The organism is Chryseobacterium sp. KCF3-3 (assembly GCF_045865955.1).
Lineage (GTDB): Bacteria > Bacteroidota > Bacteroidia > Flavobacteriales > Weeksellaceae > Chryseobacterium.
Genome location: NZ_AP035792.1, coordinates 5,528,761 through 5,543,175 on the forward strand (window position 1 = coordinate 5,528,761; position 14,415 = coordinate 5,543,175).

At 35.8% G+C, this 14,415-nt stretch carries 14 protein-coding genes; 6 read left to right on the forward strand and 8 right to left on the reverse strand.

All coding sequences use genetic code 11. The features are described 5' to 3' along the window. Nucleotides 1-62: 62 nt before the first annotated feature. Both ACKTTZ_RS24545 and ACKTTZ_RS24550 read right to left on the reverse strand, forming a co-directional pair. Complete coding sequence (locus ACKTTZ_RS24545; RefSeq protein WP_407846853.1) at nucleotides 63-968, reverse strand: helix-turn-helix domain-containing protein; 906 nt, start codon at nucleotides 966-968, stop codon at nucleotides 63-65. Between the two features lie 12 nt (nucleotides 969-980). Continuing rightward, a complete protein-coding gene (locus ACKTTZ_RS24550) occupies nucleotides 981-1,844 on the reverse strand; it encodes a LysR family transcriptional regulator (RefSeq protein WP_407846854.1) in 864 nt (287 codons plus the stop codon). A 94-nt stretch (nucleotides 1,845-1,938) separates the two neighbouring features. On the opposite strand from ACKTTZ_RS24550, the gene ACKTTZ_RS24555 reads away from it, so the two are divergent. Both ACKTTZ_RS24555 and ACKTTZ_RS24560 read left to right on the forward strand, forming a co-directional pair. Continuing rightward, nucleotides 1,939-2,916 carry an alpha/beta fold hydrolase gene (locus tag ACKTTZ_RS24555; protein WP_407846855.1) on the forward strand — a complete coding sequence of 326 codons (978 nt, stop codon included), beginning with the start codon at nucleotides 1,939-1,941 and terminating at the stop codon, nucleotides 2,914-2,916. Between the two features lie 25 nt (nucleotides 2,917-2,941). Continuing rightward, entirely contained in the window at nucleotides 2,942-3,904 is a 963-nt protein-coding gene (locus tag ACKTTZ_RS24560) for a zinc-binding dehydrogenase (RefSeq protein ID WP_407846856.1), read from the forward strand. A gap of 106 nt (nucleotides 3,905-4,010) precedes the next feature. Here ACKTTZ_RS24560 and ACKTTZ_RS24565 read toward each other — a convergent pair whose 3' ends face one another. From ACKTTZ_RS24565 to ACKTTZ_RS24575, 3 genes are all read right to left on the reverse strand, one after another. Further along, nucleotides 4,011-4,472: a MaoC family dehydratase gene (locus ACKTTZ_RS24565; RefSeq protein ID WP_407846857.1), complete on the reverse strand. Its 462-nt coding sequence runs from the start codon at nucleotides 4,470-4,472 to the stop codon at nucleotides 4,011-4,013. A 357-nt stretch (nucleotides 4,473-4,829) separates the two neighbouring features. Then, a complete protein-coding gene (locus ACKTTZ_RS24570; protein ID WP_407846858.1) occupies nucleotides 4,830-5,024 on the reverse strand; it encodes a cold-shock protein in 195 nt (64 codons plus the stop codon). A 55-nt stretch (nucleotides 5,025-5,079) separates the two neighbouring features. Continuing rightward, complete coding sequence (locus ACKTTZ_RS24575) at nucleotides 5,080-5,796, reverse strand: DEAD/DEAH box helicase (protein WP_407846859.1); 717 nt, start codon at nucleotides 5,794-5,796, stop codon at nucleotides 5,080-5,082. 447 nt (nucleotides 5,797-6,243) lie between these two features. Here ACKTTZ_RS24575 and ACKTTZ_RS24580 point away from each other — a divergent pair, with 447 nt between their 5' ends. Both ACKTTZ_RS24580 and ACKTTZ_RS24585 read left to right on the forward strand, forming a co-directional pair. After that, complete coding sequence (locus ACKTTZ_RS24580; protein WP_407846860.1) at nucleotides 6,244-7,191, forward strand: beta-1,6-N-acetylglucosaminyltransferase; 948 nt, start codon at nucleotides 6,244-6,246, stop codon at nucleotides 7,189-7,191. 110 nt (nucleotides 7,192-7,301) lie between these two features. After that, nucleotides 7,302-8,513, forward strand: coding sequence for a winged helix-turn-helix domain-containing protein (locus tag ACKTTZ_RS24585; RefSeq protein ID WP_407846861.1), 1,212 nt, complete (start codon nucleotides 7,302-7,304; stop codon nucleotides 8,511-8,513). 197 nt (nucleotides 8,514-8,710) lie between these two features. Here the strand turns inward: ACKTTZ_RS24585 and ACKTTZ_RS24590 are convergent, their stop codons facing one another. The 3 genes from ACKTTZ_RS24590 to ACKTTZ_RS24600 form a co-directional block, all read right to left on the reverse strand. After that, nucleotides 8,711-10,219, reverse strand: a complete 1,509-nt coding sequence (locus ACKTTZ_RS24590; protein WP_407846862.1) for an adenosine kinase — start codon at nucleotides 10,217-10,219, stop codon at nucleotides 8,711-8,713. A gap of 176 nt (nucleotides 10,220-10,395) precedes the next feature. Beyond that, a complete protein-coding gene (locus ACKTTZ_RS24595) occupies nucleotides 10,396-11,316 on the reverse strand; it encodes an AraC family transcriptional regulator (RefSeq protein ID WP_407846863.1) in 921 nt (306 codons plus the stop codon). 338 nt (nucleotides 11,317-11,654) lie between these two features. Continuing rightward, on the reverse strand, nucleotides 11,655-12,566 hold the full coding sequence (locus ACKTTZ_RS24600) for an SDR family oxidoreductase (protein ID WP_407846864.1): 912 nt from the start codon (nucleotides 12,564-12,566) through the stop codon (nucleotides 11,655-11,657). Nucleotides 12,567-12,759: 193 nt separating this feature from the next. Between ACKTTZ_RS24600 and ACKTTZ_RS24605 the strand changes: the two genes are divergently transcribed. Together ACKTTZ_RS24605 and ACKTTZ_RS24610 are read left to right on the forward strand one after the other, a co-directional pair. Beyond that, on the forward strand, nucleotides 12,760-13,218 hold the full coding sequence (locus ACKTTZ_RS24605) for a hypothetical protein (RefSeq protein WP_407846865.1): 459 nt from the start codon (nucleotides 12,760-12,762) through the stop codon (nucleotides 13,216-13,218). 106 nt (nucleotides 13,219-13,324) lie between these two features. Further along, nucleotides 13,325-14,410, forward strand: a complete 1,086-nt coding sequence (locus tag ACKTTZ_RS24610; protein WP_079242365.1) for an efflux RND transporter periplasmic adaptor subunit — start codon at nucleotides 13,325-13,327, stop codon at nucleotides 14,408-14,410. Nucleotides 14,411-14,415: the final 5 nt, after the last annotated feature.

Sequence of the window (14,415 nt, forward strand, 5' to 3'; positions counted from 1 at the left end):
TCACAAAATTACCGCATACATTCACCGGTATTTTGTCATATACAAACCAATAATTGTCAAATTCAAACCCTTCTTATACTTGTTGGGTTGCTGTCTGTCTTCTTCTTAAAAAAGTTATTAAAATGGGATTGATCTTCAAAGCCCAGCACATAGCTGATTTCTGAAATATTCCAGTCTGTATATTTTAAAAGAACCTTGGCTTCAGAGATTAGCCTTTCAAATATATGTTCTGTAGTGGTGCGGCCTGTCTGTTTTTTTATAGCCCGGTTGAGATAATTGACATGAATATTCATCCGATCGGCAAAAGCTTTCGGTGAACGCAATTCGAAACGCTGAGCTGTTGATTCAAGGGGAAACTGCCTTTCCAGCAATTCCATAAACACAGTAGTAACTCTTAACGATGCATTGGTATGTCCAGAAACTGTATTGACGGGCTGTAACTTTACCCCATAATAGATCAGCTCACTGACATAGTTTTTAATGAGATCATATTTATAGACAAAGTCTGAATCAGTTTCTCTGATTATTTTTTCAAATATCGTTTTGATTTCTGACGTTTCTTCCTCGTTCAAGCTGAAAACAGGATGTGCACCTGCCGCAAACAAAGGAAGTTCGAATAGATTCAAACGAAAATTCCCTTTAAAAAACTCATCTTTAAAAACACAAAAACAACCATGAGTACCTTCTTCTAAAGATTCATAAGTATACGGCACATGAGGATTAAAGAAGAGCAAAGTATTGCCTGTAACCGGAATACTCCGGTCTCCGTAATGAAATATATTATCACCACTGAACAGCATAATTTTATAGAAATCTCTTCGGATAAAGGTGGGTGAGGAAGTATGGGAGCTTATTCTGTCTTCAATTCTAAAGACATTAAACTGTCCGTCATTTTGGGGAAAATCTCCCGATAAAGCTCCATATTTATTCCTGTAAAACTCATCAAGTGTCTCGGTAGTTTTTGCCATATCCTTTATAATTTATACTTCTAAATGCATATCAATAAAACACTGTAAAGCTTTCGACTGCGGTCCGTCTTTTCTAAAAACAAGAATCGTATTCATTGTTCCCAGCTGCTTATTCAGTCCATAAGTCTTGATTCCTCTTCCTGCATAATATTTAGTAACCACTTCTTCCGGCAATATGCTGACTCCTAACCCTGCTTCCACAAAGTTGATGACTCCTTCAATAGAATTCAGAACTGTACTTTTGTAGTTAAGAATTCCTTTGTGGCTTAACCAGGATTCTAACCTTTCCCTGAAAATACATCCTTCATCAAAGACCACTATTTTCAAGGGTTCTTTCTCCATCAATGTCTGCAGACTGGGACCTTTTGAGGAAGCCAGAATCACAAGCTGCTCTTCCTTAATGCAGATTTTTTCCAGTCCTTTGGCATTCACAGGAGCAGAAACAAAAGCAGCATCCAGGTTGTAATTCAGAACATCAGACAGCACTGAATCTCTGGTATCTGATTTGAATTCAAGCTCAATATCAGGATATTTTTCATCAAAAGTATTGAGGATTTCCGGAACTTTCAGTGCCATTGTTGTTTCTATACAACCTATTTTCAAACATCCTCTGATATTATCACCACTCTGGATATTATTTTTTGCTTCTTCCACCAAATGCTGAATCTGTTTTGAATACTGCATCAGGATCATCCCTTCAGAAGTAAGCTCTACCCTTCTGGATGTCCGGGAGAAGAGCTTTGTATTAAACTCATCTTCAAGGTTTTTTATTCTTGCCGTAACGTTCGACTGAACCGTAAACATCACAGAAGCTGCCTTTGTAAAACTTCCTGTTTCAGCTACGGCTTCAAATATTTTTAAATCATTAATGTTCATCTTAATTAATCATTATTAGTGATTTAAATTATTATAATTAATCGTTTTTAATAATCAAATATCCGTATTAATTTTGGACTATCAAAAAAAATAAATGAAAATAATTTCAAGACAATTCATTGCAGGTGTATCAGTTGCCCTTTTCACTGGCACTATGACAATGGCACAAACCAATCAAAAATTACATGTAAATAATCACATTATGGAAAATCACCCTGTTCACTACCGCAACATCAAAGTAAATGATTTAAATCTGTTTTACAGAGAAGCAGGTCCGGCCAATGCGCCTACGATACTTCTTCTGCACGGATATCCTACCTCATCTCATATGTTCAGAAATCTGATCCCGATTTTAAGCAAAAAATACCATGTCATAGCTCCGGATCTGCCGGGATTTGGCTATTCTGATGCTCCGGATCATAAGGAATTCTCTTATACCTTCGACAATCTTGCAGGAACGGTAGAAGCATTTGTAGAAAAGCTGAATATGAAACGTTTTGCCATTTACATCTTTGATTATGGCGCTCCGGTAGGCTTACGTCTCGCCATGAATAATCCTGAAAAAATCACAGGGATCGTTTCACAAAACGGAAATGCCTATGAAGAAGGATTAAGCAATGAATGGAATCCGATCCAGAAATACTGGCAGGACACAACGGAAGCCAACCGCCTTGCATTAAAAGGTTTCGTTTCTAAAGAAGTTACTCTGTTTCAGTATCAACATGGTGTATCCGACCCTTCTTTGATTGCACCGGAAGCCTACACTCTTGACCAGAAATTCCTTGACCGACCGGGAAATATAGAAATTCAACTGGATCTGGTAAAAGATTACAGAACCAATGTGGCTTTATATCCAAAATTCCATGAATATTTCAGAAAGCATCAGCCCCAATTATTATTAGTATGGGGAAACAAAGATCCCTATTTCCTTCCTGCAGGAGCTGAAGCTTATAAAAAAGATCTGCCGGAAGCGAAATTAAAATTTTATGACACCGGACACTTTGCCCTGGAAACCCATGCGGAAGAAATAGGTGCTGAAATCTTTGAATTTATGGGGAAGTTACCTCAATAGAGCATATAATCAATTGCTAAGAAATATGAAAACAATTGTTATTAAAAACTACGGCGGGCCAGAAGTTCTGCAGCTGGAGGAAATGTCTGTTCCTGTTATAAAAAATCCGTCTCAGGTCTTGGTAAAAGTAAGAGCAACCTCTATTAATCCTCTTGATTATCAGGTAAGACGAGGTGATTATGCGCCATTTTTCGAACTCCCTATTATAACGGGTCATGATATCGCTGGTGATATTATTGCAGTAGGTGAAGCGGTCAAAAAATGGAAACCTGGTGATAAGGTGTATTATTCTCCCCGTTTTGGTAGCTCTGGCAGTTATACGGAGTATCACCTTACCGATGAATCTTCACTATCAAGAATGCCAGATAACATCAGCTATGAAGAGGCCGCTGCCATTCCACTTATCGGAGGAACAGTTTGGGAAATGCTGGTGGTAAGAGCACAATTAAAAAAAGGAGACAGCATTCTTATCCTTGGCGGTGCCGGAGGTGTAGGAACTCTTGCCATACAAATCGCCAAGGTATTAGGGGTTTTTGTCTATACAACAGGGCAAAGTGTTCTGCATGAAAAACTTCGAAATCTTGGAGCAGATGTAGTCATTGATCACCATAAAGAAAACTGGATCGAAGAAATACAGACCTACACTAAAGGGAAAGGTATTGATGTCATTATTGATACTGTAGGAGGAACAACACTTTCAGACAGTCCGCTTGCTTTAGCGGATTATGGTTCTGTAGTAACGCTGGTAGATATTCCGCAACCTCAAAACCTTATCAATGCCTGGGAAAAAAATGCCACCTATCATTTTGTTTTTACCCGACAAAGCAGGGATGAGCTGCATCACATCACCGAATTAATTGAAGCCGGGCATATAAAACCTGTTATTGACAGTATATATCCGATTGAAGATATTCAGGAAGCCCATCAAAGAATAGAGGATTCTAAACGGGACAGACCTTTATTGGGGAAGATTGTACTTACAGTGTAACTATTTAATAAGAAGGTCATAAAAATCGAAAGCATCATTGTATTCAATGATGTTTTCTTATTTGTAAAATATAAAAATGTTAACAGCTTGCGTACTCACAAGAAAATCAATCTTTAAAATGATAAAGAAAGATCACATCACCTGTATAGGCAGGTTTTACATGGTCTTTAATCAGGAGTTTGGCCTCCACGATTGCTTTTACAGTTCCTCTGAGGTTAGTAACAGATTTTACGGTTGCCTGTAGTTTGACATCACTATTTACGGGAACAGCTTCTCCGAACTTAAGGTTTTCTATTCCGTAATTGATTTCCATTTTTACATTTCTCACATCTGCAATCTGTTTCCAGAGATAGGGAATCAGAGATAATGTTAAATACCCATGAGCAATGGTTGATTTAAAAGGGCCTTCTTTCTCTGCCTTTTCCTGATCTGTATGAATCCATTGTTGATCCAGGGTTGCATCTGCAAATCTATTAATCTGATCCTGACTTATCGTATGCCAGGCAGAATCTCCCAGCACTTGTCCTTCAAGAGACTTATACTCATTAAAATTATTAATAATAATCATATCTTTTTCTGAACCTTTTGAGGGATTACAATATGTACAGCTCAATCATTATCACCGTAGCCGAGTGTATATCAAGTCTGCATATTTATTTTCCAGGCATCCGGTCTTAGTCTGTCAATATTCAGACCAATTGCTACCTTATTTTCTTAAATCCCTGAAAACCTCTTACATAAAAGTAAGAGGCTAATGAACATCATGAAAATAAAAAATAAAAAGTAATCTATATTACATCAATGTTCTTTCAGACAATACATCCAGATCCAGAAGTTTCATGGATTTGAATAAGAAAAAATATAAAAAATGAGACTTGATATGGCAAAGTATGTTATTGTAACATATCTGCAATTAAGACTTTTATTATGCCAACTTTACGTTAACAGCATTTAAACCTTTATCGCTTTTTTGTACATCAAAAACTACTTTATCATTTTCACGGATTACTTTTGTGTTTAATCCTGAAGAATGTACAAATATATCTTTACTTCCGTCTGCCGGAGTAATAAAACCGAAGCCTTTTGCTTCATTGAAAAATTTTACGGTGCCTTCTTGCATTGTAATTGTTATTAAAAAATTGTGTATTATGATCTGTAAACGCTACAGATTTTATTTATGATATTCTGACAGGTATTGTGCTTCCCGCCAGTGGTTGAATATTTTTAAGATCCGGGCACTTCACCGTCTGTGGTATTGAAGATGCAGGATCTGAAATAATCTCTACAGGATTGTTCAGGATTGTTTTGGCAAAATATTTTAAACTTCCCGGCATTGTAGCAGAAAAAAGCAGGTTTTGTCTTCTATGAGAAACAAGATTCACTATTTTTTTTATATGATTAGCGAATCCCATATCAAGCATTTTATCGGCATCATCTAAAACAAATAGTTCAATTTTAGAAAGATCAATATGTCTCTGATTTTCTACATCAAGTAATCCTCCGGGTGTTGCCACAAGAACATCTACTCTTTTTCTCAGTGCTGCAAGCTGGCTTCCAATGGAAACCCCTTCATAAATAGAAAGCAGAGATAATGGTAAATATTTACTGTAGATTTTAAAATTCTCTTCTATTTGTATTGCCAGTTCCTGAGTGGGTGTAAGTATTAAAGTCCGTATTTCTTTATGATCCGGAGTTTGTCTTTTCAGCAGCTGTAAAATAGGCATAGCAAAGGCAGCTGTTTTTCCAGCACCTGCCTGTGCAGACACTACAATATCTCTTCCTGCCAAAATATGCGGAATTACAGAATACTGTATTTCAGTAGGCCTGGAATATCCGGCTTCTGTCACTGCACGGATAATAGGATTAATTAGATTTAAATTTTTAAAATTCATTATAAATTCCGGCTTTTCGCCGGTATTGTACAAACAAATCCGTTGATCAGAATTTGAATTGGTATATTATAATGACAAACAAAAGAGTATTCTTTTCTGTTCATCTTTCTCTTGCTTCAGCTACAATAATATTTTTATCTATATTACGGATGGCCCGGCAATAACGTGTCGCTCTTATCTACAATAGAACTTTATAATCTCTTATTCCCACTATGAAAACAAAGGTTATAAATTGGTAGCTGAAAAAGCAAAACTGAAAGAAAAAAGTGATTTTAAACTATGACAGAATAGCAAAGGCAGTGACCTGTTTTTATAAATGTTCTGCAAACCTACAATAAAAAAAATGAACACCACATTATTTAATTAACTGATTATCAAAAATTTATTCATACCTTCTACAAATTAAACGAATTGTTTGCTGACGCGGATGATTTTAAACTCCGGAATATGCAAACTTCTTCTCCCTTACCCAGCCCTTCTCCCAGAACATTAGAGTCATATGCAGGCACTCATGTAAGAATTGCTTATTTCATTATGATACACCATAAACCTGAAATATTTAAAAATATGTTTAAGAAGATCTATACTAGGGATCAGTTTTATCTTATCCATATTGATAAAAAAGCGAAACAAGAGTTCATTGAAGAAATACAGCTTTATATCATTCATTTTCCCAATGTCTATATTCTGGACAGTATGAATATAGTTTCGGGAGGTTTCAACATCGTTCAGGCAGAATTGAACGCTATGGAATTCCTCCTGAATGTAAGCAAAGAATGGGATTATTTTATTAATCTGAGCGGTGAAGATTATCCACTGAAATCACAAAATATTATCCGTAAATTTCTTACCACCAACAAAGGCAGGAATTATCTTTTTTATTATGATCAGAAGTTTTACAGACCCGACACGCTGCAAAGAATACAAAATCACTTTACAGAATTGGCTTATGTTATTTCATCTTTCATCTACAAAAGATCTTTTATGAAAGATGTGATTCCTTATATAGGTGGTAAATGGTTTATGTTTACAAGAGAAACCTGCTTATTTTTAACAAACAACAAAACGGTAATGGATTTTGAAGACTATTATCTTCATACTTTTTTACCTGCAGATTCATTTTTTCAGACTGTTCTTATGAATACATCATTCAATGATATTATCGTCAATGATGATAAAAGAGCGGTACTTGAGACCTCCTTTTTTCAAAATACACAGAATACATTCAATTATATTCAATCATTAAAATCCGGCAATCAGCTTTTCATCAGAAAGGTTAACAAAAAAACGGATGAAAGTATCAGAAAATATATTGAAGACAGCTATCTTACTCCCCTTCCTTATGTAAATGAAGTAGAAAGAGAATTAAAAAGAAATAACCGTCAAAACAACTGATTTTTGAACTTCATACCCAATATACTTAAGTCAGATACTCTTTAATGCTTTTCTGCTAAATCATTATATTTGGAGAAACATCATCAAACCTGTTTTATTCAAATTAAAATATGGAAAAGAAGTTGACACCGGAACACTTAAAACGGCTAACATTAGACAGTCAGGGATTAACACAAAATACACCATTCGGAACCGGAAAAACTGCAGTTTTGAACGCTTTGGAACATCTCGGATATATACAGATTGATACCTTATCTATGGTAGAACGGGCTCATCATCACACACTTTGGACAAGAATTCCCGATTTTCAGGCAAATGATCTGGAAGAATTGGTGGAAGAACGTCAAGTATTTGAGTATTGGTTTCATGCTGCATCCTATCTTCCCATGAAAGATTTCCGGTATGTTTTGCCTCAAATGCTGACGATTAAAAGAGGGGAATCCCGTTATTACAATGCTGATCCCAAAGTTATGGAATATGTCACAGACCTCATTCGTAACGAAGGACCTAAAAGAGCAAGAGATTTTGAGAATGAAAGTCATAAAACAGGAAGCTGGTGGAATTGGAAACCTGCCAAACTAGCTCTTGAAAGGCTTTTTATGCAGGGTGATCTGATGATCAGCGGACGTTCCGGAATGCAGAAAACGTATGATCTGGCTGAAAGAGTTTTGCCGTCTTCTACGAATACTACAGAACCTACTCCATTTGAGTTTGCTGAATATCTGGTAAAGACCAATCTGAGAGCCTATGGATTTACAACATTAAAACAAATCACTCACCTCAGGAAGGGAAATGATTTAAAGACGAATGTCAATAAGGTTTTACAGATGATGCTTGAAGAAAATACAATATCAAAAGTGACTATTGAAGGAGGATCTTCTGCTTTTGTTCAAAATGAAATACTGGAAAGAACATTTGATCAGGCTAGTTCCAGTGTATGGCTGCTGTCTCCGTTTGATAATTCCATTATTCATCGGGAGCGGATCAAACAGATTTTTGATTTTGATTTCCGTCTGGAATGTTATACTCCAAAGGAAAAAAGACAGTATGGTTATTTCTGTCTGCCTATACTGTTTGGAGATCAGTTTATCGGAAGGGTTGACTGCAAAGCTCACAGAAAAGAAAAAAAACTGGAACTGATTCATCTACATATTGAAAACAATACTATTGACTTTAATTTATGGCTTAAGCCTTTCGCAGAAACTATAAAACGGTTTGCCATTTTCAATGGTTGTGAATCTTTGGTTCTGACTAAAATAAGTCCATCAAAATTGGGTTCTTCTGTAAAAAAGGAATTGTCCAGATTAAAGTTTAAAAAGTAATTGATAGCTATTTAAAAGACAAAAGGCTGTCTCAAAGGTCAAATAATTTGGCTTTTGTCATTGACTACGTCGAATCTTTGATTTCTGACGAAGGAAGAATCTTATTGATAACCAAATATATGAGATTCTTCACTACATTTCATTTCATTCAGAATGACACTTTTGAGACAACCTCTTTATTTTCAGGATAATTCCGATTAATTTAGTTTCTGATTTGTTTTCTGAACAAAATCATTCCATTGCTGGTTCAGGTAAGCTAATGCTTTCTTTTTTTCACCATCATTCATAGAAGAATAATTAATGGAATTGAAAACCAGTTTTTTCAATGCTTTCACATCCAGTTCCCAATACACTTGGGTAACCCAGAAATCATAACTCAGCCCTGTGTATCCGTACACAGACGGATCATCACTGCTGATAGAGCATTGTACTCCGTTGCTTAATAAAACCCTTGCAGGATGGTTTCTCAAATCACTTACATATCCTAAAACCTGATTACTGATCGGGCTTACTTCCACCAGTTTATTCTGTTTTTTGATCTGTTCCATCGTTTTTGGGAAATAGATCAGGTTTAATCCGTGACCAATTCTTTTATTGTTCAGCAGTGCTACATCCAGAATATTTTTATTCAGGATAGAATTGCTTTCTCCGGCATGAAGGAAAAGAGGAAGTTCTACTCCGTATTTTTTACTAAGTCCGCTCATTTTGGCCCAGCTTTTCTCAAAAAAACTGATATGATGTCCGGCTGCTTCATCTGCCACAAGATCAAATCCTGAGATCATATCCGGAAATTCTTTTTTCATTTCAAATGCCGTTTCCAGCTGCTTTTCAATACTTTCATTGTCTAAGAATTTAAAGCTTGAATAGATCAGTTTCAGGGTGAACTGCGGGTCTGACTGATGTACTTCTTTAAGAATATCCTGCAGATCTGTGATCGTCGTCTTCATTGGATATTTTCCATGCTGAAAATCATACAGTTCATCAAAGATATATCTGATTTCTACGTGCTGTACTTTATCTTTTATTAAATCCTGAAATCCTTTCAGATAATATGCCTTAAAGAAAGGACGGTACGGCAGCAGCAGACTGATACGTTTAAAACGTTTTTCAAATTCAATCCAATAATCTGTGTAAGAGCAAAGATTGTCTCGTCTCAATGTAAGAAGATCCTGCAGTTCTTTTTCAAAACCGGAGGTTGAGGTCAGTTTTTTATCCAGACTTACAAATCCTTCCGGAACTTTTCCTTTTTCAAAAAAAGCCAGCTGTCCGAAAATATACTGATCATTATCTTTCTGATCGAAAACATAGCATTCCTGATATTTTCTGGCGGCCGAAATAATCCATTTCACATCTGTAATTCCCCCGCTGTGGGTATGCAACAAACCTCCTTTTGGCATGGTCTGAAGAATTTCAAACAGTTTGCTGCTTTCTATGATTGGTTTTAATTCATTAAAAGAACTGTTATATAAAGATTTCTTCTTCGTTTCTGTATCACTGATAAACTCTTTACGGATCTGGAAGAGTTTTTTATCTAAAGCGAGTTCTGCATCGGACAATTTTATATCAGCATCAAATGCCATAGCTGCATTTTCTGTCTCTGATAACGCCAGGTTTTGTTGGTATACAGATTTTTCAGTCACTTTACCTTGCCCCCAAAATAAGGGTGCTCCAAAAAGTGATATATAAATAAGGTATTTTTTCATCATACTAAATATTGGAGGGGTTTGTAGTATCAGTTATGTTTTAACTGATAAAATAAAAGTAGCTTATTATAGCAAAAATTGTGCAAAATAAAGCTAATTCAAAAATAAAATTATTTTTTTTACAAAAAAAACCTTCCAATATTTCTTTTTCTAATCTATTAAAAGTGATTCTTTATTTTTTATTGAAAAGAAGCTCTGAACTCCAAGGGAGAAAGACTGGTTTTATTTTTAAACAGTTTGGTAAAGGATTGTGGATACTCAAAACCTAATTCATAAGCAATCTCACTTACAGATAAACTGGTGGTAGAAAGCTTTTCTTTTGCTTTAACAATAAGCTTATCATGAATAAACTGCTGGGTGCTCTGTCCGGAAATTGTTCTCAATAACCGACTGAGGTAATTGGGAGAAATCCTTAGTTCATCAGCTACAAACTGTACTGTAGGCAATCCTTTTGATACCAAATCATTATCATTGAAATAATCCTCCAGCAAAACTTCTAAACGATTCAGAATAGTATGATGGGTCACTTTTCTTGTGATAAACTGCCTTTCATAGAATCTTTCGGAATAATTGAGTAAGGTTTCAATATGGGAAATGATAATATTCTGGCTGAATTTATCGACCACCGAATGATATTCCCGCTCAATATTTTCTATAATTCCATTGATGGTAAGTTCTTCTTTTTTTGAAAGAAACAAAGCTTCATTCACTGAATAATCAAAAAAATCATACTGGTTTATGATCTTCGCCAGTGAAGTATGCCAAAGAAAATCTGGGTGAATCAACAGCATCCAGCCGGATTGGTTTTCCTGCACGTTGGGATCTGCTTCAATCCTGAAAATCTGGTTTGGGGAAATAAAAAACAGCGTTCCTTCATCAAAATCATATTCCTGCTGGCCGTACTTCAACTTCCCATTCATGCCTGTTTTTAAAGAAATCTGATAAAAATCCAGCATCCAGTTAACCTCACCGATATCAGCAGGTCGCTTTACCTCTTTATAATCAATCACACTGATCAACGGATGTTCAGGAGGAGATAATCCTCTAGAACGGTGAAATTCCGTGATGGTTTTTATTCTTTTTATAGCCCGCTGTTCCATATCTATAAAATTACAAATTGTTTTTGCAGTAAACTTTTGTTGTAGAGTTTTTTTCCCACAGATTGCACAGATTTTCACAAATATTTACGTTAATACTATTATTTTCAAAACTTATTTGAACTTCTCTACGTAAAAGTTTTCTCTTTATTTTATTGAAATATTTACTTCTTTTGTGACTTTTGTGGTTTATATTTTCCCACGGATGGGACAGGTTTTCACAGATGTTTGTGGTTAAAGTAGTGCGTTGTTTTATTCTTAATAGTACTTTTCAGCGTAAAAAAATGCTCTTCGTCTTACTAAAATGTTTAAAAACTTTTGTGACTTTTTCGGTTCACTATTTACACTTCATCATTTTGATAGGCTTCAGCAAAGTCTTTTGCAAAGTTGGCCAGCTTTACTTTTCCTAAAACAGGCTGATTCTGATAATAATCTTCATATACAACTCCGCTTCCCTGGCTTGCCTGAGTTTCTACAAAACCCTTAGCCACCTGTTCATTGAAACCGATATCCAGCCAGTTTTTCAATAATTCTTCATCAGAGATTACTTTCCACTGAAGATCAGGTTTTCCGATTGCAACGCCCAAAGCTTTTGCAATTTCATTAGGAGAAACTTCATCACTGGCTACATAACGTATTGTTCTTCCAACAAATGGTTTTTCAGTTTCTTCTGCTACAACAGTTGCAATATCCAACGGAGAAACCCACGGCTCTTTTTGATCTCCTCCCCAATTGGAAATAATAGCTCCTTTATTTTTGATCGTGTTGATGAATGAAAACATATTGAAATAAATGCCTACCGGACGAATAAATTTAATAGAAACATCATCCGGAAGCTGCTTCAGAATCTGCTCTACATGATAATGAAACACAATAATACCCGTTCCTTTATCCGTATGTGCTCCGATACTGCTGAGATGGATTATTTTCTTTACACCCGAACGTTCCACAGCTGTTTTGTAATGACGACCAATTTCACTGATTTTTCCGATAAAATCAATGTTTTTATCAAATAGATCACCTGCTGCTTCCATGGTTTCCATCAGATAAACAATATCTGCTTCTGTGAATGTTTTGGTAAGAAAATCAGGATCAAACATACTGCCTATAGCAGCTTTTGCGCCCAAAGCTTCAATGGCTTCCCTTCTCTTTTCAGTACTACTGATCACTGTTACGGTGTGTCCTTTCTCTACCAGTTCTTTTGTAAGTGGTTTTCCAATGTTCCCGATGGAACCTGTTAAAACAATATTCATTTCTTTAATTTTTTGTTGAGGTAAAATTCCGAAATGCCCATCAAGAAGACTTCGCCGAATCTATCTTCTCTTTAGCCAAAAAAGCAGAAACAGGAAATACCTTTATTTTTTCAATAAAACAGGCAACTTTTTAACACTTTTTTAATCTTTAACCGTTGCACTTATTTTGAACTTTACCTACCTTTGCCTCTGGATGCGGAAAAGATTTTATCAATATTTGTACAGCTTATTATTTGCGTTGCTTACCGTTTTAGGATGGTACTATGGGCAAATTCAGCAGTATATTTCAACAGATATCTCTTCTGATCTTCATTTTACCACTGATCTTCTTGTTCATCAGAAAAAAAGCTTCAAAGAATCTTTTACCTTTCTCAAAAATCATGAAGCTAATAATGCTTACAATGTCAGCCATCCCCGCTACAACAAAATCAGAGCAAACCTTTCTGAAAATGATAATGAAAATGACGACAATGTAGAATCATCGGGTTCTACAGAACTTATTGCTCTTTTCAAAGATGGCTTCTGGCATCTTATTTCAGGGTTTGTTACTACATTTCACAACAGACAAATTGCTGTTTCACTTTCTCAATCAGAACATTTAAAGACCTTACATGATGATCTGTACCTCCAGTACAGGGTCATCCGACTGTGATTTTATACTAATTTTTTTCGAAAACCTTATCAGCTTTCATATACTGTTATGAGAGCTGGTAACTCTATTTTTTCAATTATAAATTATTATAAAAACAATATTTATCATGGTCAAGAAAAGTCTCATGTATATCAACTTGTGCCTTATTTTCTTGTTTGTAGGCTGTCAATCTGAAAAAAAGGAAAAAACAGAAGCAGCGTCATTCAACGTTACAAGCCCTCTTATAAAAGATACTTTAGTCAACAAAGATTATGTTGCGCAAATCCGTTCTATTAATCATATTGAGCTTCGTGCCCAGGAAAAAGGATACATCCAGTCTATTTATGTAGACGAAGGGCAGTTCGTACAGAAAGGACAGCTGATGTTCAAAATCATGCCTAATCTTTACGAATCTGATGTAAACCGTGCCAAAGCGGAAACAAAATACGCAGAAATCGAATATCAGAATACCAAAAATCTTTCTGACAAAAATATCGTTGCTCCTCAGGAAATGGCTATGGCTAAAGCAAGATATGAAAAAGCCCAGGCTGAACTTTCTTCAATGAATACCCATTTGAGATTCACAGAAATCCGTGCTCCCTTTACTGGAATTGTAGGAAAATTACATGTAAGAAAAGGAAGTCTTGTAGATGAAGGCGAGCTGGTAACTGAACTTTCAGACAACAGCAAAATGTGGGTATACTTCAATGTTCCTGAAGCTGAATATCTTAACCAGATGGATGCGAAAAAAGATGACAATCCATTGCATGTACGTCTGAGAATGGCCAATGGCAAAGAGTTTACACAAGACGGCATTGTACAAACCATTGAGTCTGATTTTGACAATGAAACAGGAAATATCGCTTACAGAGCTACTTTCCCAAATCCAAAAGGATTATTAAGATACGGTGAAACCGGAAACATTGTTATTACTTCACCTTATGCCAATGCGATGATGATTCCGCAGAAAGCAACTTTCGAAGAGCTGGAAAAGAAATATGTCTATGTGATTGGTAAAGACGGTAAAGTACATGCAAGAGAAATAAAAGTAGCTGCCGAATTACCTCATATTTATGTAGTGGCTTCAGGACTTGGAAAGGATGAAAGAATTCTTCTTGAGGGTCTTAGAATGGTTCAGGAAAACCAAAAGATCAGTTCAAAATACCAAAAACCTGAAAAAGTAATGTCGAACCTGGATCTGTACGCCGAGTAACCCAA

What these genes read in the sequence shown, in the direction of transcription:
- ACKTTZ_RS24545 (WP_407846853.1), bottom strand. Translation starts at nt 968, where the DNA reads ATGGCAAAAACTACCGAGACACTTGATGAGTTTTACAGGAATAAATAT.
- ACKTTZ_RS24550 (WP_407846854.1), bottom strand. Translation starts at nt 1,844, where the DNA reads ATGAACATTAATGATTTAAAAATATTTGAAGCCGTAGCTGAAACAGGA.
- ACKTTZ_RS24555 (WP_407846855.1), top strand. Translation starts at nt 1,939, where the DNA reads ATGAAAATAATTTCAAGACAATTCATTGCAGGTGTATCAGTTGCCCTT.
- ACKTTZ_RS24560 (WP_407846856.1), top strand. Translation starts at nt 2,942, where the DNA reads ATGAAAACAATTGTTATTAAAAACTACGGCGGGCCAGAAGTTCTGCAG.
- ACKTTZ_RS24565 (WP_407846857.1), bottom strand. Translation starts at nt 4,472, where the DNA reads ATGATTATTATTAATAATTTTAATGAGTATAAGTCTCTTGAAGGACAA.
- ACKTTZ_RS24570 (WP_407846858.1), bottom strand. Translation starts at nt 5,024, where the DNA reads ATGCAAGAAGGCACCGTAAAATTTTTCAATGAAGCAAAAGGCTTCGGT.
- ACKTTZ_RS24575 (WP_407846859.1), bottom strand. Translation starts at nt 5,796, where the DNA reads ATGAATTTTAAAAATTTAAATCTAATTAATCCTATTATCCGTGCAGTG.
- ACKTTZ_RS24580 (WP_407846860.1), top strand. Translation starts at nt 6,244, where the DNA reads ATGCAAACTTCTTCTCCCTTACCCAGCCCTTCTCCCAGAACATTAGAG.
- ACKTTZ_RS24585 (WP_407846861.1), top strand. Translation starts at nt 7,302, where the DNA reads ATGGAAAAGAAGTTGACACCGGAACACTTAAAACGGCTAACATTAGAC.
- ACKTTZ_RS24590 (WP_407846862.1), bottom strand. Translation starts at nt 10,219, where the DNA reads ATGATGAAAAAATACCTTATTTATATATCACTTTTTGGAGCACCCTTA.
- ACKTTZ_RS24595 (WP_407846863.1), bottom strand. Translation starts at nt 11,316, where the DNA reads ATGGAACAGCGGGCTATAAAAAGAATAAAAACCATCACGGAATTTCAC.
- ACKTTZ_RS24600 (WP_407846864.1), bottom strand. Translation starts at nt 12,566, where the DNA reads ATGAATATTGTTTTAACAGGTTCCATCGGGAACATTGGAAAACCACTT.
- ACKTTZ_RS24605 (WP_407846865.1), top strand. Translation starts at nt 12,760, where the DNA reads ATGCGGAAAAGATTTTATCAATATTTGTACAGCTTATTATTTGCGTTG.
- ACKTTZ_RS24610 (WP_079242365.1), top strand. Translation starts at nt 13,325, where the DNA reads ATGGTCAAGAAAAGTCTCATGTATATCAACTTGTGCCTTATTTTCTTG.